A 24248-nucleotide genomic window follows, 5' to 3' on the forward strand; every position below is an offset into this window, starting at 1 on the left:
AAAAGCAGGTGTTTCTGGGAGCTTTTTTGCAAAACCCTGCACTAAAAATTAACTTTGTATGCTACTCAAGGTTTTTGTTCAATACATTTGTGTAAAAATTCTAGATAACGCTGGGAAAAAATTTGGCGAGAAAACTGATTAGCGTGCGATCGCGCATACTCTGGATTGAATTTACCTTGATAAGCTTCAAAGATTTCTGTGGCTTCTATCAATGCTGTTTCTGTTTGTTCGCCAAACAAAACACCCGTTCCTGTTTCTCCCCAATCACGAATATCTCGCACCGTTTCTTTGGCACCGCCGACACCATAGGCAATTACAGGTGTGCCACAAGCTTGGGCTTCTACTAAGGCAATACCAAAATCTTCACAAGCTGCATACACAAATCCTTTGGCATGAGCCATATATTTTTTAACAACCGCATCGGGTTGCCATCCCAGTATTTGTATATTAGAGTTTGCTATCTCACGGATTTTCGTCATTTCTGCTCCTGTGCCAATTACTACTAGTTTTTTTTGCATTTGGTTAAAAGCCCGAATTATTAAAGATACTTGTTTGTAACTTACTAACCGGGAAACAGTCAGATAAAAATCCTCTTTTTCAGGAATAAAAGGAAAACTATCGATATCAACAGGTGGATAAATAACAGTTGCTTCTCGGCGGTAACAGCGCCAAATTCTACGAGCTGTGTGCTGGGAATTAGCAATAAAGTAATCAACACGATTAGCGCTAGTTACATCCCACAAACGCAAATGGTGTAATAAATAACGTGTTGCCCAACCAGTTACACCACTGCCTAGTTTGCTGTGGCGCAGATAATCAAAAGTCAAGTCCCAAGCATAGCGCATGGGACTGTGGCAGTAACAAATATGTAACTGATCGGAAGTAGTCAGAATGCCTTTAGCGACGGCGTGAGAGGAAGAGAGAATGACGTCATATTCCCGCAAATCGAGTTGTTCAATGGCGAAGGGTAAAAGAGGTAAATAATTTTGTACTCCTTTGCGGGCGAAGGGAAAGTGCTGGAGAAACGTCGTACCAATTTGACGCTTGTATAAATAACTTTCTGGGTTGCTGGATTCAAAATCGATGAGGGCATATAAGTCCGCATCTACGTGAGTGAGGATTTCCCGCACAACTTGTTCTGAACCGCCAGTGGCTTTAGGTGTCAGCCACTCATGCACTAAAGCATATTTCAAGGGCACAGCTAACTTTTGATAAGTGGTTTAAAAAAATTAGATAAATAATGAGATTAACTGAAAAGTTTCCCTTTGTAATCAAAAAATGGGAAATGCCCCATATCAGTTAAAAGACGTAACTATTCCAAAAGAAGTTCCACAAATGTCGCAACCTGATAATCTCAGATTAGGGGCTAGGGATTAGGGACAAATAAGAGGAGGGGGAGAGGGGGAAGTGGGGGAGTGGGAGAATTTATCAAAAACATTCCCCTTGTCCTCTTCTTAGCCCCTAGCCTCTAGCCCCAGAATTATTGAGATAGGAATTGGGGATTTATGCGAATTCTGATTATGGGTGGCACTCGATTCATTGGTGTCTATTTGACTCAACTGCTAGTACAAAAAGGGCATGAGGTGGTGTTGTTCAATCGTGGCAATCGTCCGACACCAGTTGAGGGTGTAGGACAAATTACAGGCGATCGCACAGACGCTACCCAGCTTAAAGAAAAACTTGCTAGAGAAAATTTTGATGCTATTTTTGATAACAACGGGCGGGAACTCAGTGATACTCAACCACTGGTAGAAATTTTTCAAGACCGTGTGCAGCATTTTATATATATGAGTTCTGCTGGAGTATACCTCAAATCAGACCAGTTACCTCATGTTGAAGGCGATCCAGTTGATCCTAAAAGCCGTCATCGGGGTAAACATGAAACAGAAGCTTATCTAAGGGAAGTGGAAATTCCTTTTACTTCGATTCGTCCGACGTATATCTACGGCCCCCAGAACTACAATGATTTAGAAGCTTGGTTTTTTGATCGGATTGTACGCGATCGCCCCATTCCTATTCCTGGTAATGGACTGCATATTACCCAGTTAGGACACGTCAAAGATTTGGCAGGGGCAATGACAAAAGTTTTAGATAATTCTCAGGCGATTCAGCAGGTTTACAATGTCTCTGGCGATCGTTTTGTCACGTTTGATGGTTTAGCGCGTGCTTGTGCTGTTGCTGCTGATAAATCTCCGGATAAAATTAAAATCGTGCATTACGATCCGAAAAAATTTGATTTTGGTAAGCGTAAAGCTTTTCCCCTACGGATGCAACATTTCTTTGCTTCAGTAAATAAAGCAATCACACAATTGAATTGGCAGCCTGAGTATGATCTGATTTCTGGATTAGAAGACTCGTTCCAAAATGATTATCTGGCATTAGGAAGAGACAAGATAGAAATTGATTTTTCTGTAGATGAAGAGATTTTGCAAGCAAATAGCTAATCGTTAATTGTTAACTGTCAACTGTAGCTGTTGATGAGTATCAGCACTCTTCGTGAGGCTGATATTCAGCAGCATTATATAATATATGTACATATTGCTGTACATAAGCTAATTTTTCCCTACAAAATTACATCCCCAACAGATGCCAGAAATGATTTTTTTAAGTTGTTAGATTTGGTAGTAGAAAACCATCAAATATATATCATTAATCGTCGTGATAGTGAAAATGTAGCCTTAATTTCTGAGTCAGATTTGATGAGTTTGATAGAGACAGTTTATTTATTGCGATCGCCTAATAATGCTCGTCGGTTAATGGATGCAATGGAGGAGTCTAAAACTGGTAAAATAAAACCCAAACTATTCAAGAATTGCAGCAGGAGTTGAGGCTTGAGCAAGAAGAGAAATTGTAATGCTGCCCACAGGAGGGGAAACTGGTAAACGCAATGCCAAACTGACAACACGATTTGTCTTGTGAAATGAACAAACTCAACTTGGCTTTGTTTTGGAGTTGATGTCCCCATCGGATATTTTGAGCGAAATATATCGTATTGGGCAGGAAGTAGAAGTACTGGAGCAACCATTAACTCTATTGGGAGAAGATGTATTGCCGGGGTTTGTATTGAACTTACACTTTGTATGGAATTAAGCTAAATGAGGCGATCGCTTTGTCAGTTTTTTGGTTTAGCTTATGTCTGTGATCAATTCACCTCAGTATAAACTCAACAATATTTTGACGGCGCGTGCTCGTTTGGGAGAATGCCCTGTTTGGGATTCAACCAACAAGTTGCTTTATTGGGTTGATATTTACAACCATCGAGTCAACCAATTTAACTCTGTGACTGAACAGAATGTATTTTTTGATGTTGGAGATGTAGTTGGCTCTGTTGCTTTAGCGGGTGCGAATCGGTTGATTGTAGCACTGCGGCATGGTTTGGCATTTCTCAACACTCAATCAGGTGAGGTAATGCCTATTATCCAGGTAGAAGCAGATATGCCTGATAATCGCTTAAATGATGGTAAATGCGATCCTAAAGGACGATTTTGGTTTGGTTCCATGTGTCCTGGTAAAACTCAAGGTAGCCTTTATCGTTACGATCCTGATGGTTCATTACACGTAATGGAAACAGGGCTGACAATTTCTAATGGATTAGGCTGGAGTCCCGATCAAAATACATTTTACTTGGCTGATTCTGACCAGCAGAAAATTTATGCTTACAATTTTGATGCTGAAACAGGTAATATTCGCAATCGCCGTGTTTTTGTGGATTTAACGAGTGAATCTTTTTATCCTGATGGGCTAACGGTTGATAGTGAAGGACATATCTGGGTGGCGATGTGGGATGGGTGGTGCGTAATTCGCTTTAACCCTCAAGGTGAAGAGATAGGGCGGATACCTCTACCTGTACAGCGTCCTAGTTGTTGTACTTTTGGTGGTGAAGACTTGCAGACACTTTACATCACCACTGCTTCGGTTGGACTCAGCGAAGAGGAGATCCAAAAAAGTTTTTACTCTGGCGATTTGTTTGCTCTGCCAACACAGATGATCGGATTGCCCGCTTATAATTTTCTTGGTTAAAACAACAGATGAGAACACGGGAATCAAGACATAGTTCTCGTTACCAGGTTGAACCTGGTAACGAGGGTTTGTGGGCTGCCGCCTGGTGGCTGTCAGTAGGAGTCTTGATGTGAATTACTTAAAATAAAATAGCAATCCTGTTCCAGCGATCGCCATGCCAACACCTGCGATCGCTCTCCAAGTAATTTTCTCACCCAACCACATAGCGATCGGGATGATAAATACCGGGCTAGTTTGCAGCAGAGTTGAAGCTACACCCGCAGCAGTAAATTTCAAGGCTGTTTGCTGTAACCAAATTCCTAAATAAGTTCCACAAAAAGCTGCAAAGAAAATTCCGAATATGACTGGCGATGATTTCCACTCAGGGCAGAGCAATATTCGATTCTGACGCCTCGGAAGAGATGCCCAAATCAGCAAAATCAATACTCCTGCACTCAATCGCAATAAAGCAGCCCATAAAGGACTAATGTTGGTATCAGCGAATGCTGCACGAGAGAAAACAGTTCCTGTAGCATTTGTTATTGCTGTTAACACACCTAAGCCAATTCCGCGCCCTAGATGTGTTGTCATACGATCACCCAGATCGGGAGTACGTTCTGTTACTACCCAAGCAACTCCTGCAATTGTGAGTAAAATACCGTACCAAGCACTGAGATTTAGCCGTTCTTGCAGGAAAATTTCGCTCGCGATCGCTGCTATGGGTGGTGCAAGAGTTCCCATTAGTAAGGCGCGACGCGCCCCTATTGTATTGATAGTGGCAAAGAAAGCTGTATCTCCCAAGCCAATGCCGACAATGCCGCTGCATAGCAGTAGAAAAAGAGGCACAGGAGGAATATTGGGTAATAATTCGCCTTTGATCGCAATCGTAAACAGAAGCAGAGCGATCGCAACTATACCCTTGATCAAATTCAGTTGTAATGGTGGAATGCGCTCTCCCAAGCGCCCATACACTACAGACGCGATCGCCCACAAACAGGCAGCAGATAAAGCCGCTATTTCACCTTGAAAAGCTGCAAATGATGATTTTAACAAAATATTAAAAATTATCACTACCCCTTTTCAAAAACAAAATAAATTTCATATTTTTAAGATAAATACCTGTATAAACATTAGCACTCAATGCCCTTTACTGCTAATTTTTGGAGAGCATAACATTAGCACTCACATGAATAAAGTGCTAAGGCATTCCTAAAATTTATTACTGATGATATAGGCTGCAATAATACTTTTTGTGGATGTAATTTTAATGTGAAATTATATCATTATCAAATAAATTAAAATCTACGCATTACAGATTCATAATAGGAACTTAGAAATGAAATATACTTTTGACATTGTAGGAGTATCTCCAGTTTTAAACTTCTTTCATCACCAACAAAAAACATTACAAAAGCCACAATGTAAAGGAGTAGAATACATAGCAACACATATGTGTACTTTAGATGCATTAATAGAGTCTGTGGAAGCAGTACCGCAAAAATGGGGTTGGGACAAAGACGAAGTTGTAGGTACAGTAATAAATTTTTGGATGAATAACTCAGAGAGTATTCGTTATTGGAAAGTACGTTTAAATGATGCAGGTAAAGAAAATTTACTAGTGGCAAGAGTTGCAGATGTTAAGGCGTTAAAAGCCGAATTGGAATATTTATTAGGTGAGTAGATATAGATAAAAACGTAGTAGAAGTGAGTTTTTTCACATTCAAAACTGCTATAAATATGCCTTATCAAAATATTGATGAGTTACCAGATTCTGTCAAAGAGCATTTACCCAAGCAAGCTCAAGAAATTTTTCTAGCTGCTTTTAATAATTCTGAAGAAAGTGCTTTCCGGGTTGCCTGGAGTGCAGTAAAGCGAGATTACGAAAAAGGCGAGGACGGAAAATGGCATCAAAAGCCAGAATGAAAAGAATTTAGATCTTAACTGGCTTAGGGCAGGAAGCCATAAATAGAGCGTACTAAATGATTATAGTTTGCAATAATTAGACTGAGAAAAGAATAATAACAGTCATTATTTAATAGTTTATAAGATTCGGTTGATGAGGATTACTATCAGATAGATTCATTTATTGCTGGAGCGTAGTCATATCACACCCAGAATGCCCCCAGTCTCTACTCCTCTGGTATAAAGCGATCGCATTCATTGCATCCAGCTAGATTGACACACTTTTGTCATAGTTATTGATCAAACTAGAAATATAGGACTGACACTAGTTTTTTGTTTATTTATTAGCAAGATGTCTCACGCTTTTTCTATTCCTAAATCTAGAGATACTGTCAAAATTTTGACTACTAGCGTTGCAGCCAGCCTTCTCGCAGCTGGGATTTCGACCGAAATTGCACCACAAATTCAGCAACCAATCTCACAACTTGCTGTTGCTAGTTCCGTAAATAATCAGATGAACGAGCCTGGACGACAAGGCAGTAATTCTACAATAATGTTAGTAACAGTTGTAGCAACTGGTGTTGTCACTGGCGTTGTGTTAAGCAAAAAAGGGAATCGCCGCCAACATAATTTTTCATTAGGGGAGCAACAAACTTCTACCATTAGGCTTGAGCAGACTAGCCGCAAACTGCAAAAGAAACTTATCAACCTGTTGCATGACGATAGAGATGCTGCAACACGTCTTTTAACCCAGGCAAAACAAAAATATCCTGGTAAATCGATAGATTGGTACGCCGAGAAGGTAATTTACGATCTAGAGCGGGATCGCGGTGGGTTATAAGTGCGCGAGCCGATGTTGAAGTTAGGGGCTAGAGGCTAGGGGCTGGCAAGAGGACAAGGAGAAGGGGGGAGGGGAAGACAAGGGTAAAATCTTTCTCCGCGTCCCCGCGTCCTCTTCCCAATCCCCAGTACCCAGTTTTTCTGCAAGGGTTAATTATGGCTCCTCGTCAACTTTATACATTGGGATGTGTGATAAATTTTTTACTTGCTCCAGTATTACTCGGTATACCAATTTTGAATTTTAGAGATTAGATTAGGTGGATAAGTTTATATTCCTTTTATGCTTGTTGAGCAAACAACAGAAGTCAAGAGTCAGAATCTTCTGATTTCTATGCTTGTTAGTAGTTTTTAACAATCTCAGATTTTAAAGTAATATGAAGCGATCGCTTACAAATAAAAATATCAAACTATAAGCAAACAATTCTAGATTTATCAGTAAGATACTTACAACACAGCCGTATTTTTTTGGATATTGGTATTCAAAACTATAGCTACCATAGACAAAATCTACTTTAGCTAGTCATTAATCTCCAAGTCCAAATCCAAATTAGGTTTGTATGCTGGTAATGGCATAGCTTTAGCAGCTAATAGCGTCAGTGAATTCTACTAGTGTGCCTGCCAAACTCAACTAGTAAACGGTAAAACCAAATGAGTAAATCTCTAAATCCCAAGTGTCAATCCCAAAACCTTACCAATAAACGTCTATGGTTGCTGATGTTAAACCGTGGCGGCATTGGTTTAGGTGGAATTTTACTACTTGGACTTGTAGGGGGTGCTTGGCGATTATGGAGTTTTATTCACAAAGATTTAACACCATTGGCAGAAAAAAGCCTGACGAATACACTTAATCGTCCTGTCAAACTGGGAGAGGTAAAAGGATTTTCGCTCTCTGGAGTAAAGTTTGGGGCTTCAGCCATTCCGGCAACGCCTACAGATCCAGACTATGTTGCAGTTGGTACTGTAGAAGTGGGTTTTAATCCATTGCAGTTACTTTTTACCCACGATCTTAAGCTAGATGTCACTTTGGTTAATCCGAACGTTTATATTGAGCAGGATGAAGAAGGACGCTGGACTAGTACTACTTTAGCAAAGCCAGTTAAAGGCGGATTTATTCAAACAGAGTTAGATAAACTCCGATTTCGGGATGCCCAGTTGACATTAGTACCAAATGAGCAATGGAGAAGAGAACAAGAAAAAAATTTTAAAGTAGCAAGAGCAGAAAAAAATAAACCAGAAACATCTTCCCCTACTATCCAATCCGTATTTCCTCCTGGTTTCTTCTCGGCAGTCACATTTTCTCAAATCAATGGAACTGCTCAATTACTAGAAAGCAATGAATTGATAAAGTTTGATGTAGTAGGGAAAGCAAATACTGGTGGCAACCTTTCTTTGCAAGGAGATATCCGCCCAAAAACACTGGCAACTAATTTAAAAGTGCGGGGGCAAGACTTGCTAGCCTCTGATCTTACTCGCCTGATAAAATTACCACTAGCATTTCAGGCTGGTAAGGTAAATGGTGAGTTGCAGATGCAAGCCCAATTGAAGCAAAATCAACCGCCTTTATTATTTGGTAGTGTTGGTTTGCAAAATGTCCAGGCTCAAGTTCCTCGTGTACCACAACCATTTATCAATTCCCAAGGAACACTTCGCTTTCAAGATACGGAAGTAAAGCTAGATAATATTGTCACAAATTACGGGAAAGTACCACTGGTAACTCATGGCATTATCGACACTAGAACTGGTTACAAGCTGGCAGGGCGTGTCAATGCAGTCAGTGTAGAAGCTGCTCAAGAAACTCTCAAGCTGAAACTGCCTGTACCTGTAACTGGGGAAGTAAAAGCAGATTTGCAGTTAGCTGGAGAACCCACCAATCCTATTCTTTCAGGTACAGTTGCCACGATTAAGCCTGCTCGCATCGACAAAGTTGACTTTAATAGCGTCAAGGGTAAGTTTGAATATTCACCTACAGCAGCTGTAATTACATTTAAAGATATTCAAGGACAGACAAAAGTCGGTGGTGAGATTGGCGGCACTGGCACGGTTGAGCTTGGCACGACTCCTCAATTAGATTTTAATTTAACGGCAAAGAATATTCCGGGAGATGCGATCGCCTACCTTTACAACTCCAAAACCCCGTTCCAAATAGGCACCGTCTCGGCTACAGCTAAACTGACTGGTACTACTGATAACGTCCAAACAGTGATGCAATTTCGAGCTAATCAAGCTCAATATCCCACGACTGGTGAAGTGGTGGTGAAGGGCGATCGCAGTTTATCTTTCCAGAATGTGGTTGTGAGTGTAGGTGGTGGCAAGCTGCTGGCTGCTGGCAATTGGAATCAACAGCGCTGGCAAGCTGTAGCTGATGTTTCCGAGATACAACTAGAACGCTTCATCAATCCCAGTCAACTGCAAAATGTATCTCTTCATAATGCTAACTTGAACGGCCGTCTCATCCTCTCAGGTACCTCCGCTCCCTTCAACATTGCTAGCATTGACACTCAAAACGCCAAAGTTCAAGTTGCAGATGGTACGGTGGCAGTTTCCAAAATTCAACTGGGAGAAAAAAGTTTTTCTGCTCAACTTGTAGCAAATGGCGTGCGGTTGGGGCGTCTGTTGAAAAATTCTCCCCCAGCATTACAGGGAGCATTGGCGGGTAATTTTCAAATCTCAGGCAATACAGGTGCTTTCAACCTTAAAACTTTACAGGGCAGTGGTTCAGCACGTTTAGCAGTGGGTGGTGGCACAGTTACCGCCTCAAATATTCAACTGGTTGATGGTAATTATCAAGCGCAGGTGCAAGCAAATAACTTGCCATTGCAACAATTAGCACAATTACCTCAGCAATTTCAAGGAAGGCTAAAAGGTCAGTTCAATATCGCAGGTTCTTTGGAATCCTTCCTACCGCAAGCTATCCAAGCGAAAGGACAAGCCCAGCTAAATGTAGCGAGTGGCACTATTACTGCTACAAATATCCAATTGGCAAACGGTCGCTATCAAGCTGTAGTTGATGCTGAGGGTGTGGAATTAAATCAGTTCTCCGAGCAGTTGCAAGGTAAATTGGGTGGCAAAATCCAAGTTGCTGGAAATTTAGAAACACAACGGCAGTCGCTACAACGGGGGGAACCCTCCGAAGTCGCCACAATAGGGGGAACCCCCGCACGGCACTTGTCTGCGCAACGCGCTGCCTCAAATTTTGCGTCTCTACAGAATTTGCGGGCGCTCGGTCAATTACAGTTTTCTCAGGGTATCGCTGGTATTGAAGAACCACTCACAGCGGAAATTGGCTGGGATGGAGAAAAGCTGCTGATTCAAAGAGCAACAGCTCGTGATTTAAACGCTAATGGCTACATATTAACCACAGCTACTTCAGATATCATACCTGAAATTACCGAGTTAGCTCTGAATGTTCAAGCAAAAAATTACAATTTAAGTAAATTACCTATCAAATTACCTAATGCAGTTAATTTAACAGGTAAAGCTGATTTTAGCGGGCAAATTACTGGAAAACTGCCTACACCCAATTTATTAGGAACACTTGCACTGAGAGATTTAGTAGTCAATAAATTTACTTTTGAACCAGTATTAACTGGAAATATTCAGTCAGTGCAGGGACAAGGTTTAAATTTGAATGTTATGGGTGCGCGTGACAAACTTGCCTTCAACCTAGATGCAAATAATCGCCCTAATGCTTTTGCTGTGAAGTGGCAAGAAGCTGCCGCAACTGGAACAGTACAAGGCGATAATTTAGTGGCTAAACTAGAAAATTTCCCCTTAACAGTTTTGAATGTGGATGTGCCTGCTACTACTTTCCTGGGTACCGGTAAAATTGCAGGGTTGTTATCGGGCAATTTACAAATTAATCAGAAAACTTGGGCAACGGCAGGAGATATTGCGATCGCTAAACCACAACTAGCTCGCATCAGTGGCGATCGCTTGTCAGCTCAATTTCGTTATGAAGATGGCAAAGTAACTCTGCGCGATAGTGCCTTTATTAGAGGAAACAGTCGTTACGCTATGGTTGGTACTTTTGCACCAACAACTGCAAAACCCCGAATTCAAGGTAAATTAACAGTTAGCCAAGGACAAATCCAAGACGTTTTAACAGTATTGCAGTTATTCGACATCAAAGACTTTCAACGTCGTGTCACTAATGCACCAAGTTATGGCAGCGCTCGTGATTTGAAAACAGTATCAGTTGGTTTAGCAAATCAACCTTTACTAGCTCAAATCCAGCGTTTTTCAGAAATTGAGGCATTGTTAGTACAGCAGCAACAACAGCGTCGTGATGCTTCTTTCATGCCAGATCTAGCAGATTTAAAAGGAACTTTCAATGGTGAAGTTGCTGTTGATACAGCTACCGCCAACAAAATGGCAGTAAAGTTTAATTTCAACGGTCAAAATTTTGTTTGGGGACGAGAAGACGAACCAGAGCGTCTTTACACAGCAGATCAGGTGATCGCCCAAGGCAGTTTTGAAAATGGTGTACTGACATTACTACCTTTACGTGTCGAATCAAACAACAGGCTGATTACCTTTACTGGTAATATTGGCGGAACAGAACAATCTGGACAACTGCGAGTAACGAATCTTCCTCTGCAACTACTCAATAATTATGTCAAACTGCCTGTTGGTTTAACAGGTAACATTAACGCGACAGCGACTGTAGCAGGTAGTACAGCCAATCCTCAAGCCAGAGGAGAATTGTACATTACCGAAGGAACCCTGAACCAGAAAGGAATAGAGTCAGCAAATGCTAGCTTTAGCTATAACAATGGGCGCTTAAATTTTGGTAGTAATGTGATGGTTTCTGGCTCAGAACCAGTTACTATCACTGGTAGCCTTCCCTACAAATTGCCTTTTGCTTCTGTCACACCAGATCACAATCAAGTTAGTTTGGATGTCAAAGTTCAAAACGAAGGATTGGCAGTGTTAAACTTATTGACTGACCAAGTAGCGTTTGAGAAAGGCGAGGGAGATGTAAACTTAACTGTAAGCGGAACTACAGAACAGCCAGTGCTAAAGGGTATTGCTACTGTTAAGGGAGCCACTTTTGCGGCGCAAGCTCTACCAGAAAAGCTGACAGATGTAACAGGAAAAGTAGAGTTTAATTTTGACCGCATTAAAGTAGAAAGTATTCAAGGCAAATTTAGCAAAGGTAACGTCATTGCTCAAGGGGAGATTCCCGTTTTCAATAACTCACAACAGTCAATAGACAATCCTCTTAATGTTTCCCTGAATCAGTTAGCGGTAAATCTGAAGGGAAGGTATGAAGGAGGGGTGAGCGGAGACTTGCTGATTACTGGTTCTGCTCTTAACCCAGCTATTGGTGGTAATCTCAAGTTATCTGACGGTCAAGTTTTACTAACAGAATCTGCAAACGCTGTTGCTAATGCCAGTAACAATGAAGAAAGTGCGCTTTTAAAAGCAATCAAGCAAGAGAAATCTAATGGTGGAAATTCGGCGACACGTTTGGATGATTTACAAATTTTATTGGGCAAAAATGTAGAAATTGCCCTACCACCGATTCTCAGTTTTCAAGCTACTGGCTCTCTCAGCGTTAATGGTTCCTTAAGTAAACCAGAACCCGAAGGAACGATTCGATTACGGAATGGAGATGTAAATTTATTTACTACCCAATTTAATCTTGCTCGTGGCTATGAACATACAGCAACTTTTAGAGGCAATCAAAATCCTGACTTAGATATTCGCTTAATTGCCAGTGTTCTAGATGCAAATCCTCTACAAGTTACCAGATCCTCTGTATCCTCAGAAATTAATGATGGGATTATTACAACTTTTGATCCTGTAAATACAGTTCGCATAGAAGCTATAATCGATGGCCCAGCTAGTCAACTCAACCAACATCTAGAATTAACAAGCAATCCTTCTCGCAGTCAAACAGAAATAGTAGCCTTGCTTGGAGGTAGTTTTGTGGAAACATTTGGACGTGGTGATACTACGCTAGGACTTGTTAACTTAGCAGGTTCGGCTTTGAATCTTCAGCGAACATTTAATCAAATTGGTAATGCTTTTGGTTTGAGCGAACTACGTCTATTTCCCACTATCACTTTTGATGACACAAACACTACTAAGAAAAATACTTCTTCAGTAGATCTGGCAATGGAAGCTGGAGTTGACGTTTCTCGTAGTTTTTCTGTTTCTGCACTCAAAATTTTGACGAGTGATAAACCTCCTCAGTTTGGTATTAACTATCGCCTCAATCCTGAATTGCGTCTACGTACTTCTACTGATTTATCAGGTGACAATCGAGCAGTACTAGAGTATGAAAATAGGTTTTAAGTAGAAGGCAGAGGGCAGTAGCCGCTACGTGTCTACTTGCACCAAATCGCTGCGCGCAAAAGCGCAGGTAGGGAAGAAAGTTTTTTCATTCTTTATTGGCGTACGTAGTTCAGTCAGGGCTACTTAGTTTAAGGATTTAGAGTTTTCCGCTTCCAGGAGAGCGGATATAGAAAATTGAGCTTGATTTTGAGAAGGATCTTCAACTTTGCTTAACCAGGTGATTAGATCGTCTGAGTGAACAGCAATCTCACTTCCTAAGGTTTTGATGTAAAGAACTCCATCACTAATAATTAAATCTTTGATGGGATACCAAGTATGCCGTTTAGCGTGGCGTATACGGATGAGAAGTTCTAAGGGAATTCCTCTACCCAAAACATACTTGCGATGTTTCCACCAAGCTCGCCATAAAATAACCGCCTTGCTGCAATGCATTTGGTAACCTTCTGGTGCTTGGCAGTACTGATACTGATAGAAACCACGATGATCTATATTGCCTGTGAGAATAAAATTATATTCGGCTAAAACCTGATTTATTAATTCCCAATAAGTAGAATTAGCTTTAATTAAGAATGACGTAGATGCACCATCAAACTTTGTGGTGACAATTGTTCCTTCTGCTTTTGCTATCAAATTGTTGCTGCTGTAAACTGTTTCGGCTTTTAAAATTTGATTAGCTAATAATACTTCTTTTCGCTGAATAGATAGCTTAATAAATTCTCGAATTAAATCAAGATTAGTTAACATCTGTTTTGACAATAAAACTAAAATTTTTGAGTTTAATACTTCCTTGAAATTTCACTTGTAAAGGTAGATGCTGGAAATGCTGCTGATATATGCATCGCTGAAAATATCAGCATAAATTTAATGTAACAGTTCCTAGCCTGTGATATTTACTTAAATTGGTAAAGAAATAGACTTATTATTTAAATTTTGGAATAACTATACTGAGATAATACTGAAATTTTCTAATTCTAATAGTCAAATTCCTGAAACTTAAGTAACAAAAAGCACTGCTACTTTAGCAGTATATGGTGTAAGAAGCGATCGCCTGCTTTCTTACAAAATTAGATTAGTCAAATACAACTCACCTGCGAATAGGGGGTTAGAGACGCTTAGGCTAGGTGATTCGTTGTGTGATTAAATCATATGGATGTCTGACTAAGTGCAGTATTTCACAAATTCATAACGAATTAAATTCATAAAGGCTCTGCGCCCCTCCGCGCTGACTCCGCGTACCTCTGCGTTTAAAAAGCTACGAATTAATCCAAAACTGTACTAAGTACTCACACCATTAACTGATAATCGCAGAACTGATAACCCTAAAATTATCAAAAATAACACCAGCCCAATAGTACAGGCATAGCTAATTTCCAAATTATTAAATGCTTGCTCGTACAAGTAGTACACTATTGTTTTCGAGCTATTACGCGGCCCACCCTGAGTCATAATATATACTTCTTCAAAAACTTTAGTTGCGGATATCGCTGAAATAACCGCTACCAGAGCAAGATAAGGTTTCATTAGGGGTACAGTAATATCCCAATGTTTGCGGACACCATCAGAACCGTCAATTGCTGCTGCTTCATATATATCGGCAGGTATTGATTGCAACCCAGCTAGATAAATCACCATGTAATAGCCTAATCCTTTCCAGATGGTGACAGCCATAACACTAAACAATGCAAAGCGAGGGCTGGTTAACCAGGGAATTCCCTCTGTAAAAATACCTTTAAGTAGTTGATTGAGTAGTCCATTTTCTGCATACAACCATCGCCAAGCAATTCCTGCCACTACCATCGAAATAACAACAGGAGTGTAATATGCAGCCCGAAACCAATGCATACCCCGCAGTTTCTGATTTACCAGAATTGCTAGTGCTAAGGGAGCAATTACTAAAATTGGCACTACACCTACCAGATACAAAACAGTGTTTCCTAAAGTTTGCCAAAAAACAGGATCACCCCATAAGCGGTGGAAGTTAGCAAAGCCTACCCACTGTGGTGTCTGGGTTAAATCGTATTCGTAGCGAGTAAAGCTGAGGTAAAAAGCTTGCAGGGCAGGCCAAAATACGGTTAATACCAAGATAACTAAAGCAGGCAGCAAAAAAAGGTAAGGAGTGATTCGCTGTTTGATGAATATCCAGTTTTTAGGCGTCAAATTATTCATAACGGCGCTTATTTTTCGTACATTCGGAAGATGAATTTACAGCCACAAGTTATGCAGCATAAGGAAAGCTAACTCATATTACACGAATGATTGAGGCTAATTCATGATCGTTAACCAAGACGAAAAGGGTTGGGAAGTAATTTACCATCGTGCTCATGCTTTGCTAGCTGCCCAAATTGCTGGACATTGGCACCCGAAAAAACGTCCGGTGCGTTGGCTGGAGACAGTTGCAGCCATTTCCCATCACGATGATTTGGAAAAAGAATGGGAAGAGAAGAACATTACTGAAGCTGGCGCACCACTAGACTTTACCCTTGATTCCGAAATTCATCTGCCAAAAATGCAGAAACTAGTACAAAATGCTCGCTATCGAGGTAGATGGGTAGCAATGCTCATTTCCATGCACATGAGCTTTTTACTTGAGGGCAAGCGGGGAGAGTCACCAGAATTGGATGACTTTTTGGACGAACAATTACAGCACCAACAGCAATGGCGTCAGGAATTGAATATTACAAAAGATGATGCTGCCGAAGCTTATGCCTTTTTTCAATGGTGCGATCGCTTGTCACTTATCCTTTGTCAGCGTCAGTTACCTGTTGGTGAACGTGCCTTAGAAATTGCTACTTTACCTGATGGTAATCGTTATGATGTAATCCAAAATAGTGATGATAATGTAACTGTTAAACCCTGGCCTTTCCTAGAAGAAAAATTCACAGTCAAAGTAGAAGCTACCTACCTAGAACAGTTACAATTCGAGAGTAGTGCTGAACTCTCGCAAGCACTCCAAGTCACACCAATTAAAACTTTGGAATGGACTTTTGCAAAGTAAAGCTATGGTTAATAGTCATTAGTAATTAGTTTTGAAGAGGCTAAGTAGAGACGCGAGCAATCGCATCTCTACATTTAGTAGTTTAGTAGTTAATTTTTATTACTATTCCTTGTCTACTCTTCTCCACTTCTTCATCTCTCCCCTAAAATCTTTTGAATTCTAAATAATAGTTTTCTCGAATGCGCTGCAAATCTTTTACTACTTGGGAAGCGGTACGGCGGCGTCTGGAAATCTTCTTGGGTTCGGATTCTGATTCGGCACTAGAATTATGGGGAATCCAGTCTTTGCCGCCAGTGTTGAAAATCAACAAAAACATGGTACTACGTCCTAAATTCCGCAGGATTTCTAATCTAAATCTGTCAGCAGTGATCACACTTCACCCAGTAGATATCACCTGATTGGGTGAAAAGGGAAAATTGTGATTGGTTAGTGGTTAGTAGTTAGTAGGGACGGGTTGAGAAGATAAATTCTCGGTTTGAACGGCAAGATTATCAGCAAAACCCGCCCGTACAGTGGTGAGCCAGCACTCTTGGGAGGGTAACACGAGCGCGGGTGACTGGCGTAGACGCCCGAAGGGCTTCTCGCAGAGTACCCGGAGGGTTAGTAGTTCTCTTCTGCTCCTTGTCCCCGTGTCTAGGTGTCCCCCTCTTCCCTTCTGCCCCTGCCCTCTGCCTTCTTTTCAAGCCAAATAATGTACCCAAACTTTTAACGCTTCTGGTGAACCATACCAAATTTGAGGGCTTCTAGGAGAATGTTTGATACCTTCAATCACGATATTTTCTGCTCCTTCCAAATGAGCAGCTTCAATGGGAGTAATTCCGTCTCCCCAAGTGTTACCTTTACCGCAGGTTAATTGATAGCTACTGTACGCTAACCAGCTTCCTCGACGTTTTTCGCCAAAGATTGTTTTTCCGGCGACACAAACATAACGAACATTTTTGTAGAATGCTCCAGGATAATTATTATTGACAAAATCTAAATTCCAGCGTGTCCAACGTTCTTGACTTATATGCGGTGTACCCAGAGTAATCAAAGTTGCCACCACTGAATGAGCTTCCCAGAGTGATGATTGAACTTCATTACGTCCCAAATAAGGTTTTTCACCCAGATAAATGCGAGATATCCAACCTCCGGCTGAGTGACCGATCAAATTAATCTGAGAAGTATTATATTGCTGTAGTATTTGCTTTACCGTTTTATCTAGTTGCAGCAAAATCGGTGTAACCGATCTGCCTCCAAAAGTAACTATCCAATCACGCCTTCGCAGTGGCACAATCACCGTAGGACAACCAGAATTCTGTAAAGATTGTTGTAATTGGCGATAGGCGATCGCGCTTTCCAAGTATCCAGGCACAATAACTGTTGGTAATGGCATTTTTAATTTTGGATTTGTCAGCAAAAATTTAAATATATAACTTATACATAAGTAGCAGTGACAAACGGTATTCTTTACGGTATCAGTATTGGGACAGGCGATCCAGAATTAATTACAGTTAAAGGACTACGCCTACTGCAAAACTCACCAGTAGTGGCGTTCCCGGCTGGATTGCAGGGGAAACTGGGAATGGCACAGCAAATAGTGACACCGTGGTTAAGTTCAAAGCAAATACAGTTAGCTTTGACTTTCCCTTATGTCCAAGATTTAATAGTCTTAACGCAAGCATGGCAAGCAGCAGCCGAACAAGTTTGGCAATATCTAAAAATCGGTCAAGATGTAGCTTTTGCTTGTGAAGGAGATGTTAGTTTCTACAGCACATTTACTTATTTAGCACAGACATTGCAGCAGCTACATCCAGAAGTAAAAATACAATTTATACCTGGAGTTTGTTCGCCAATGGCAGCAGCAGCGGTACTAGGAGTGCCTTTGACTATGCGCCAACAGCGATTGGTGGTATTACCTGCGATATATACAGTTGCGGACTTAGAGAAAGTTTTAGACTGGGCTGATGTTGTGGTGCTGATGAAAGTCAGTTCAGTGTATGAGCAAGTGTGGCAAGTTTTACAGCAGCGGGGTTTACTAGAAAGTAGCTGGGTTGTAGAAAAAGCCACCTTACCTGATATGGTTTTCTATACCGAGCTACGCGATCGCCCAAGCCTGAAACTACACTATTTTTCGCTGCTAGTTGTGCAAATTAGAAAATAAATTATCAAAAATGAATTATTTTTTCAATTATAGTGTTTACAACTCTAGTTTTTGAGTACAATATAGCCACTTTGAAAGATTAACCACATCTAGAACTGGCAATTTTCCTGTTTGATGTTCTAGAACAGGAAGTTATTATTGGTAGAAGAACGCAATTACCGATTCATAAAATATTTTTTAAAAAATAAAAATTCCTAATCATACAGCAACCAAGCCGAGTGAAAGATAAACGATTATGTCATACGTCTCCGTACTAAAAAATATACCAGACTTCCTAAGCCAGCCGACTGGAATAGCAGCTCTCGCCTCAGTTGGTATCCACGGTGCCATTGCGTTCATCTTGCCATTGGTGCCAATGCAATCCAAGCCAAAAGAAACAACATCCTCCCCAAGAACGGTTGGACTTGTAGAATTAAATCAAGCTGAACAAAACCGTCTGCCACAAACAAGTATGGCTGAGACAATTCAGCAGCCACAGCTTCCACCGCAATCAGAAATCACCCTACAATCTCAAGTTCCTGTAGCATCGGAAGTCCCACCCTTTCCCAGCTTTGCCACTCAGCCAACGGTTTTACCTCCACAGCCATCAGCACCTCTTGTAGAGGAACCATTACCGACTATACCGCTGTCTCCTGACAACCTGAATATTGTCTCTTTGCCTCAAAATCAGTATGTTCGCATGCCTCAAGGCAGAAGCGAAACTTCTATTCCATCTATTCCTCGTGTGAATTACGGCGAAGTTTCTAATTTACAGAACACAATCCCCTTGGGGCAACCCCAATCACTGCCGTCAATTCCGTCTAAGCAAGTCTTACCTGGAAATTTGCCAGAACTACAGGCTGCTAATATCCCAACAGATTTACCAAGTACTCCATCACCTGTACCTGCTAACACTACCGCTCCACCCTCATCATCAGCAGCTCCCCAAACTCAAGAATTTGTGGCTCCTATTGCTCCCACTCCACAAGTAGGAGATCAGCTAGCCTTAGCAGGAACCAACCTACCCCAGTGGCAGGAAATCTCAGTACCCAAGTCAGCCCAGTTGCCATCAACATCTCAAGGAACAGAACAACTGCTGGCTAAAACTACTACCTTTGTAGAGCAATTTCAGAAAGTCAAGCAGCAATATCCCAATGTTGAAACTAAACAACCTATTAAAGAAACAGTCAATGCTCAACAAGGGCAAGCAGGCAAAATCGAAGGTGGTTTAGTAATAGACAGTGAAGGAAAAGTCGAAACTATAGATTTTTTGGATAATTCAGTCTCATCGCAACTGAAGACAGCTACAAGAGAATACTTCAGACAATACTTCCAAAGCAATCCTGTACAGGCAAATGGCAAGCCCAAGTACTATCCATTTAGCTTGTCTTTTAACCCCAATAGTGATACAACTCAAGCCGCTGCCTCTCCAAAACCACCCGTTGTGCTTCCCCAGAAATTAGCACCGTTGCAAATTAGGGATACACAACCATTAAATAATGAACAACAAGGTTTGCGATCGCCTCAGGAAAAATTACCTTCTGGGCAGGTGCAGCAAGCAGGCAGCACTTCACAGCAATCCCCTAGCAAATTACCATCACAGTGGCAGCCACTAACAATTAATCAGCCTTCTTCACCCGCACCACAAACCATTGCAAAACCATCACCACAGTGGCAGCCAGTTACAGTTAATCAGTCTTCTGCAACACCACAAGCCACTGCTCAACCAGTGTCTCAACCACCAGTGATTCAAAATCAGTCTACCTCTGCTCAGGAGGCAGACAAAAACCTCATCAATAAGCTGCGTCAAGTCAAAAATGACAGACAAAGCTCTAATTAGAGACTAGGGGCTAGGGATTTTCTTATTACCATGCAGAGCATGGTAATAAGAATAATTTAATTAATTCACCGATTAGTCACCAGAAGAGCTTCCCTGCTCAGAAGTAGGAGTTCAAACCACTGTGTGACATAATAGCCAAAACTTTCATACAGTAGTGTCACCAGCTAGTGTGGCAACAATTTCGATTTTCTGGAATCCAGCATGACGCGCTGCTACTTCGCACTGTTGCATAATCTGGCTACAGATTCCTTGACGTGTCAATTGGGGTGGAGAAAAAACGCATCAAGCTGCCACCTAGTCTAAGCAGATCTTAGCTTAACTTAAGTCTGAATAAGAACTTTTAAAAATCTTTACTGGGGCGCTAGGATTCGAACCTAGGGATGGCGGGACCAAAACCCGCTGCCTTACCGCTTGGCTACGCCCCAAAGCGTTTCCACTCTTGTTAATATAGCAGCAACTCCTGGGGTAATGTCAAGTACTTTCATGTCTTAAATCTTGGATCAAATTTCCTGCCATTATTACTTAGTTAGCGATCGCAACCATTTGGCATGTAAATTAATCTGATTGTGCGATCAAAACAATCCCGATATTTTTTGTCGGGTATGTTTGACTGGTATTTTTACTCGTGCTAGCATCAAGCGACAGTTGACGGACATCCAGGGAGAGCTAGTTCATGACTCAGGCAATCAACACCCAAACCAAAGCTGCTTTTCAAGCATTGAAATGTAAGGAATGTGGTGCGGAATACGAACTCCAAGCCAGCCACGTGTGCGAATTATGCTTTGGGCCTTTGGAAGTAGCTTATGATTACAGCGCCCTTCGCCGTAGTGTCACCCGCGAAAGTATTCAGGCGGGGCCAAATTCCATGTGGCGCTATCGTCAGTTTTTGCCTGTGAATAGTGAAAATCCCATTGATGTGGGAACTGGTATGACTCCTCTGGTACGTTCCCAACGCTTGGCTCGTCGCTTAGGTTTAAACAAGCTTTATATCAAGAATGATGCCGTCAATATGCCCACTCTCAGCTTCAAAGACAGAGTCGTATCTGTTGCTCTGACACGAGCGCGGGAGTTGGGTTTTACTACAGTTTCCTGTGCTAGCACTGGTAATTTAGCAAATTCTACTGCCGCCATTGCTGCTCATGCTGGATTAGACTGCTGCGTGTTTATCCCTGCTGACTTAGAAGCTGGTAAGGTACTGGGTAGCCTCATCTATAGTCCGACTTTAATGGCGGTGAAGGGCAACTACGATCAAGTAAACCGCCTCTGCTCAGAAGTTGCAAATACACATGGCTGGGGTTTTGTCAACATCAATTTGCGTCCCTACTACTCAGAAGGTTCTAAAACCTTAGGCTTTGAAGTTGCCGAACAACTGGGATGGCAGCTGCCTGACCATATTGTTGCACCTTTAGCATCGGGTTCGCTGTTTACAAAAATCTATAAAGGCTTCAACGAGTTTGTAGAAGCTGGTTTAGTAGAAGGAAAGCCAGTGAAGTTCAGTGGAGCGCAAGCAGAAGGTTGCTCTCCTATCGCCCAAGCATATAAAGAAGGACGCGACTTTATTAAACCAGTTAAGCCAAATACTATTGCGAAATCGATCGCGATCGGCAACCCAGCAGATGGTGTTTATGCTGTGGAAATCGCCAAAAAAACTGGTGGCAGCATTGAGGCAGTCACTGATGCTGAAATTATAGAAGGCATCAAGTTGCTAGCAGAAACCGAAGGTATCTTTACTGAAACAGCGGGTGGTACAACCATTGCTGTATTAAAGAAATTGGTAGAAGCTGGGAAAATAGATCCAGATGAAACTACTGTTGTGTACATTACTGGAAATGGTTTGAAAACCCAAGAAGCTGTACATGGTTATATTGGAGAACCTCTGACAATAGAAGCAAAACTTGATAGTTTTGAACAAGCTCTTGAGCGTTCTCGGACACTCGAACGTTTAGAATGGCAACAGGTTCTTGTTTAAAGTTATGAAGGATAAAGGCTAAGTGTTGAAAAATTTATACTTTATCCTTCACCCTTATCACCTCATCCTTCATCCTTAAACCTTCACACTTCAAACATGGCTGTAAAAGTTTTAGTTCCTACTGCTCTTCAAAAATTCACCAACAACCAAGCTACTCTAGAATGCAGCGGCAATAATATTGCTGAACTATTGGATTCTTTAGAAAAAGCTTGTCCTGGTATCAAATCGCGCTTGTGTGATGATGCAGGAGAGCCACGACGGTTTTTGAATTTGTATGTTAATAGTGAAGACATTCGCTTTCTAGATGGAACCGCAACACCATTGAAAGATGGCGATGAAGTAAGTATTGTCCCTGCTGTGGCTGGTGGTTGAGCGAGAAGTTATGAGTTATGAGTTGGCAATGAAAATTTATTGCTCATAACTCTTGATTTTTATTAGTTGCAATGGTAACCACTAATTAGTAATTAATTGGTTTAGTCTTTCTTGCCAATATTCATGATTATTAATTGTCAAGATAATTCTTTGATAGGATTCATTTTGCAGTTCAATAGTTAAATAATTTTTATCTCTATTTACGTACCAAAACTCTTTGCTTCGGTTCGTATAATCAGTACCAGCTTTAATCAATCCTGGAATAAAGCTACCAGGAGCACGCAGTTCTTTCCAACTACTTTTAGGCTCGGCTGTTGTAACTTGGGCAATATGTGCAAGTGGGATACTCCAGCTTTTTTCCCAACGAACAGCTAAGAGTTGTTCTGTAAATGTAAATTCTATATTTAGTTTATTTTCATTGATATATAAATCCATAGTCTATGAAAAGACTTATTAGAGTTCAAGCCTACTTAGCTTCAAAACCCTCGTTACCAGGTTTAACTTGGTAACGAGAACTAAAACCAAAGGCTCTCTAATCATAGGGTGCAAGATATCAATATATATAGACTGGCTTGACTATGTCAAAATGAAAATGACTGATACCTCAAGGTGAGCGATCGCTCCTCTAGCTAGACAAAGGATTGACCTGAGCAATGGCAGAAGAAACCAATCACAATGAAGCGGGAGAGGTGGCTCCCAGCACCGTTGACAAGCAAGCTCCCACCGTCGCTGAAGAACATGCTCCTAGTACCGACTCACCCGAAGCGACAGACATTCCTACTTCCAACGCACCAGATCCCAAAGCAGCAAATCCAGAAACAAACCCAAATGCTGCCGGAACTAAAACTACACCACCCAAGCGAGAAAAACCTGCCGCAGCTAAGGCGACAGGAGATAAACCAGCAGCAGGAGAAAAACCCGCCGCAGCTAAGGCAGCAAAAAAGGAAAAAGCACCAGGCGTTGAAGATAAACCATTTACAGAGTTTATCCAACAAGACTACTTGCCAGCTTTACAAAAGGCGATCGCCCAACAAGGTGTTAAAGACTTACAGCTTTCTTTTGTCAAGCAAAAGATTCCTGTCAAGGGAATGGAACAATCTGGTGAGTGTTGGCAAATAGTCGGCAACTATCCAGATGGTGTGCGGCACTTTAACGTGTATTTCCCCGATGAAACTATTCAAGGGAAAAAAGCGTTCTCCTGCTATGAAGGCAAACAACCTAGTACTTTAGAGTCATTCTTAATTGATGAGCGCAAAATAACCCTAGATTTATTAATCTGGGGATTAGTGCAGCGCTTAGATGGTCAAAAGTGGCTAGGAAGGAATTAGAATCAATTAACCTAGCCAAGTTCATGGAAATGGTAGGTAACAGCTCCGGTAATGGGGTCGTTATCTATCCTTACATAACCTGACCTTAACATCTCCCGCAAAGCAGCTTCTACTTCAGTAAAACTGGCTCCAGTTGCTTTGACACCCTGAGTTACAGTCAGCATCGCACCTCTTTTTTCTGCTGCTTCAATCAGCTTGACTATAAGCTGATTACCCTTGGGATGATATACTTCTGAAGCAACGACTGGTTGGTGTAAAGCCACACCCAAAGGAGACAAGCCTGCTTTTAACCTCAGTTTAAGTTCATGTTCGTCTACCATTTTTGGGATGAAGAACAGATCTGCAAACTGGCCGATACCAAATACACCATAGGTTACTAACCATAATAAACCTGTCCCAATCTTGCCATTGTATAAACGGTGCAATCCACCCAAGCCGAAAAACCAGGCTGCATTCAAGATGTAGGATACAAGTAGGCGTTCTTGATGGTCTTTATCATTATTATTTTCAGCTTTCATCTTGTTTTCAACCCCTCGGACTTGCTGCTCTCGCTTTTTTAGACAGTTTTTTTATTACTTTTG

The 24248-nt window shown here is 41.3% G+C and carries 20 protein-coding genes, 1 tRNA gene and 2 pseudogenes; 14 read left to right on the forward strand and 9 right to left on the reverse strand.

Features of this window, described 5'->3' with window-relative positions; translation table 11 throughout:
- Window positions 1-65: 65 nt before the first annotated feature.
- On the reverse strand, window positions 66-1199 hold the full coding sequence (locus U2718_RS32140; RefSeq protein ID WP_341994518.1) for a glycosyltransferase: 1134 nt from the start codon (window positions 1197-1199) through the stop codon (window positions 66-68).
- A 306-nt stretch (window positions 1200-1505) separates the two neighbouring features.
- Between U2718_RS32140 and U2718_RS32145 the strand changes: the two genes are divergently transcribed.
- The 4 genes and pseudogenes from U2718_RS32145 (at window position 1506) to U2718_RS32160 (ending at window position 4020) form a co-directional block, all read left to right on the forward strand.
- On the forward strand, window positions 1506-2444 hold the full coding sequence (locus U2718_RS32145) for an NAD-dependent epimerase/dehydratase family protein (RefSeq protein ID WP_341994516.1): 939 nt from the start codon (window positions 1506-1508) through the stop codon (window positions 2442-2444).
- Window positions 2445-2555: 111 nt separating this feature from the next.
- Window positions 2556-2854 (forward strand): annotated as a pseudogene (locus tag U2718_RS32150) (type II toxin-antitoxin system Phd/YefM family antitoxin).
- A pseudogene (locus U2718_RS32155) lies at window positions 2848-3090 on the forward strand (Uma2 family endonuclease); the annotation flags it as partial. The pseudogenes U2718_RS32150 and U2718_RS32155, both read left to right, overlap by 7 nt.
- A gap of 42 nt (window positions 3091-3132) precedes the next feature.
- Complete coding sequence (locus U2718_RS32160) at window positions 3133-4020, forward strand: SMP-30/gluconolactonase/LRE family protein (RefSeq protein ID WP_341994514.1); 888 nt, start codon at window positions 3133-3135, stop codon at window positions 4018-4020.
- 114 nt (window positions 4021-4134) lie between these two features.
- Here the strand turns inward: U2718_RS32160 and U2718_RS32165 are convergent, their stop codons facing one another.
- Complete coding sequence (locus U2718_RS32165) at window positions 4135-5052, reverse strand: DMT family transporter (RefSeq protein WP_341994512.1); 918 nt, start codon at window positions 5050-5052, stop codon at window positions 4135-4137.
- Window positions 5053-5335: 283 nt separating this feature from the next.
- On the opposite strand from U2718_RS32165, the gene U2718_RS32170 reads away from it, so the two are divergent.
- The 4 genes from U2718_RS32170 to U2718_RS32185 all read left to right on the forward strand — a co-directional run bounded on the left by U2718_RS32170 (window position 5336) and on the right by U2718_RS32185 (window position 13041).
- Entirely contained in the window at window positions 5336-5680 is a 345-nt protein-coding gene (locus U2718_RS32170; protein WP_341994511.1) for a hypothetical protein, read from the forward strand.
- A 56-nt stretch (window positions 5681-5736) separates the two neighbouring features.
- Window positions 5737-5922 carry a ChaB family protein gene (locus U2718_RS32175; RefSeq protein WP_341994509.1) on the forward strand — a complete coding sequence of 62 codons (186 nt, stop codon included), beginning with the start codon at window positions 5737-5739 and terminating at the stop codon, window positions 5920-5922.
- A 331-nt stretch (window positions 5923-6253) separates the two neighbouring features.
- Window positions 6254-6742, forward strand: a complete 489-nt coding sequence (locus tag U2718_RS32180; protein WP_341994507.1) for a hypothetical protein — start codon at window positions 6254-6256, stop codon at window positions 6740-6742.
- Window positions 6743-7389: 647 nt separating this feature from the next.
- Window positions 7390-13041: a translocation/assembly module TamB domain-containing protein gene (locus U2718_RS32185; RefSeq protein ID WP_341994505.1), complete on the forward strand. Its 5652-nt coding sequence runs from the start codon at window positions 7390-7392 to the stop codon at window positions 13039-13041.
- Window positions 13042-13164: 123 nt separating this feature from the next.
- Here U2718_RS32185 and U2718_RS32190 read toward each other — a convergent pair whose 3' ends face one another.
- Window positions 13165-13785, reverse strand: a complete 621-nt coding sequence (locus U2718_RS32190; RefSeq protein ID WP_341994503.1) for a hypothetical protein — start codon at window positions 13783-13785, stop codon at window positions 13165-13167.
- Between the two features lie 531 nt (window positions 13786-14316).
- Window positions 14317-15207 (reverse strand): sugar ABC transporter permease, encoded by an 891-nt coding sequence (locus U2718_RS32195; protein WP_341994502.1) that lies wholly within the window; start codon window positions 15205-15207, stop codon window positions 14317-14319.
- Between the two features lie 103 nt (window positions 15208-15310).
- Here U2718_RS32195 and U2718_RS32200 point away from each other — a divergent pair, with 103 nt between their 5' ends.
- The gene (locus tag U2718_RS32200) at window positions 15311-16036 is read left to right on the forward strand and encodes a DUF3891 family protein (RefSeq protein WP_341994500.1); all 726 of its coding nucleotides are present in this window, start codon (window positions 15311-15313) and stop codon (window positions 16034-16036) included.
- A 142-nt stretch (window positions 16037-16178) separates the two neighbouring features.
- Here the strand turns inward: U2718_RS32200 and U2718_RS32205 are convergent, their stop codons facing one another.
- Window positions 16179-16352, reverse strand: coding sequence for a hypothetical protein (locus U2718_RS32205; RefSeq protein WP_411813402.1), 174 nt, complete (start codon window positions 16350-16352; stop codon window positions 16179-16181).
- 363 nt (window positions 16353-16715) lie between these two features.
- Complete coding sequence (locus U2718_RS32210; RefSeq protein WP_341994496.1) at window positions 16716-17411, reverse strand: lipase; 696 nt, start codon at window positions 17409-17411, stop codon at window positions 16716-16718.
- A 57-nt stretch (window positions 17412-17468) separates the two neighbouring features.
- On the opposite strand from U2718_RS32210, the gene U2718_RS32215 reads away from it, so the two are divergent.
- Complete coding sequence (locus tag U2718_RS32215) at window positions 17469-18179, forward strand: precorrin-2 C(20)-methyltransferase (RefSeq protein ID WP_341994494.1); 711 nt, start codon at window positions 17469-17471, stop codon at window positions 18177-18179.
- A gap of 235 nt (window positions 18180-18414) precedes the next feature.
- Window positions 18415-19998: a hypothetical protein gene (locus tag U2718_RS32220; RefSeq protein WP_341994491.1), complete on the forward strand. Its 1584-nt coding sequence runs from the start codon at window positions 18415-18417 to the stop codon at window positions 19996-19998.
- 353 nt (window positions 19999-20351) lie between these two features.
- Here the strand turns inward: U2718_RS32220 and U2718_RS32225 are convergent.
- Window positions 20352-20423 (reverse strand) — tRNA-Gln (locus U2718_RS32225).
- A 248-nt stretch (window positions 20424-20671) separates the two neighbouring features.
- On the opposite strand from U2718_RS32225, the gene thrC reads away from it, so the two are divergent.
- Both thrC and U2718_RS32235 read left to right on the forward strand, forming a co-directional pair.
- Window positions 20672-21967: a threonine synthase gene (gene thrC / locus U2718_RS32230; RefSeq protein WP_016879158.1), complete on the forward strand. Its 1296-nt coding sequence runs from the start codon at window positions 20672-20674 to the stop codon at window positions 21965-21967.
- A 96-nt stretch (window positions 21968-22063) separates the two neighbouring features.
- Window positions 22064-22339 carry a MoaD/ThiS family protein gene (locus U2718_RS32235; RefSeq protein ID WP_341994487.1) on the forward strand — a complete coding sequence of 92 codons (276 nt, stop codon included), beginning with the start codon at window positions 22064-22066 and terminating at the stop codon, window positions 22337-22339.
- A gap of 81 nt (window positions 22340-22420) precedes the next feature.
- On the opposite strand, the gene U2718_RS32240 is transcribed toward U2718_RS32235, so the two are convergent.
- Complete coding sequence (locus U2718_RS32240) at window positions 22421-22774, reverse strand: hypothetical protein (RefSeq protein ID WP_341994485.1); 354 nt, start codon at window positions 22772-22774, stop codon at window positions 22421-22423.
- A gap of 218 nt (window positions 22775-22992) precedes the next feature.
- Here U2718_RS32240 and U2718_RS32245 point away from each other — a divergent pair, with 218 nt between their 5' ends.
- A complete protein-coding gene (locus U2718_RS32245; protein ID WP_341994483.1) occupies window positions 22993-23667 on the forward strand; it encodes a DUF2996 domain-containing protein in 675 nt (224 codons plus the stop codon).
- 11 nt (window positions 23668-23678) lie between these two features.
- Here the strand turns inward: U2718_RS32245 and U2718_RS32250 are convergent, their stop codons facing one another.
- Complete coding sequence (locus U2718_RS32250) at window positions 23679-24185, reverse strand: TM2 domain-containing protein (protein WP_341994482.1); 507 nt, start codon at window positions 24183-24185, stop codon at window positions 23679-23681.
- Between the last annotated feature and the right edge of the window lie 63 nt (window positions 24186-24248).

The sequence above is a fragment of the Chlorogloeopsis sp. ULAP02 genome, assembly GCF_038404745.2.
Classification (GTDB): Bacteria; Cyanobacteriota; Cyanobacteriia; order Cyanobacteriales; family Nostocaceae; genus Chlorogloeopsis.

What these genes read in the sequence shown, in the direction of transcription:
- U2718_RS32250 (WP_341994482.1), bottom strand. Translation starts at nt 24,185, where the DNA reads ATGAAAGCTGAAAATAATAATGATAAAGACCATCAAGAACGCCTACTT.
- U2718_RS32195 (WP_341994502.1), bottom strand. Translation starts at nt 15,207, where the DNA reads ATGAATAATTTGACGCCTAAAAACTGGATATTCATCAAACAGCGAATC.
- U2718_RS32175 (WP_341994509.1), top strand. Translation starts at nt 5,737, where the DNA reads ATGCCTTATCAAAATATTGATGAGTTACCAGATTCTGTCAAAGAGCAT.
- U2718_RS32205 (WP_411813402.1), bottom strand. Translation starts at nt 16,352, where the DNA reads ATGTTTTTGTTGATTTTCAACACTGGCGGCAAAGACTGGATTCCCCAT.
- U2718_RS32185 (WP_341994505.1), top strand. Translation starts at nt 7,390, where the DNA reads ATGAGTAAATCTCTAAATCCCAAGTGTCAATCCCAAAACCTTACCAAT.
- U2718_RS32190 (WP_341994503.1), bottom strand. Translation starts at nt 13,785, where the DNA reads ATGTTAACTAATCTTGATTTAATTCGAGAATTTATTAAGCTATCTATT.
- U2718_RS32145 (WP_341994516.1), top strand. Translation starts at nt 1,506, where the DNA reads ATGCGAATTCTGATTATGGGTGGCACTCGATTCATTGGTGTCTATTTG.
- U2718_RS32235 (WP_341994487.1), top strand. Translation starts at nt 22,064, where the DNA reads ATGGCTGTAAAAGTTTTAGTTCCTACTGCTCTTCAAAAATTCACCAAC.
- U2718_RS32170 (WP_341994511.1), top strand. Translation starts at nt 5,336, where the DNA reads ATGAAATATACTTTTGACATTGTAGGAGTATCTCCAGTTTTAAACTTC.
- U2718_RS32240 (WP_341994485.1), bottom strand. Translation starts at nt 22,774, where the DNA reads ATGGATTTATATATCAATGAAAATAAACTAAATATAGAATTTACATTT.
- U2718_RS32220 (WP_341994491.1), top strand. Translation starts at nt 18,415, where the DNA reads ATGTCATACGTCTCCGTACTAAAAAATATACCAGACTTCCTAAGCCAG.
- U2718_RS32160 (WP_341994514.1), top strand. Translation starts at nt 3,133, where the DNA reads ATGTCTGTGATCAATTCACCTCAGTATAAACTCAACAATATTTTGACG.
- U2718_RS32180 (WP_341994507.1), top strand. Translation starts at nt 6,254, where the DNA reads ATGTCTCACGCTTTTTCTATTCCTAAATCTAGAGATACTGTCAAAATT.
- U2718_RS32245 (WP_341994483.1), top strand. Translation starts at nt 22,993, where the DNA reads ATGGCAGAAGAAACCAATCACAATGAAGCGGGAGAGGTGGCTCCCAGC.
- thrC (WP_016879158.1), top strand. Translation starts at nt 20,672, where the DNA reads ATGACTCAGGCAATCAACACCCAAACCAAAGCTGCTTTTCAAGCATTG.
- U2718_RS32210 (WP_341994496.1), bottom strand. Translation starts at nt 17,411, where the DNA reads ATGCCATTACCAACAGTTATTGTGCCTGGATACTTGGAAAGCGCGATC.
- U2718_RS32200 (WP_341994500.1), top strand. Translation starts at nt 15,311, where the DNA reads ATGATCGTTAACCAAGACGAAAAGGGTTGGGAAGTAATTTACCATCGT.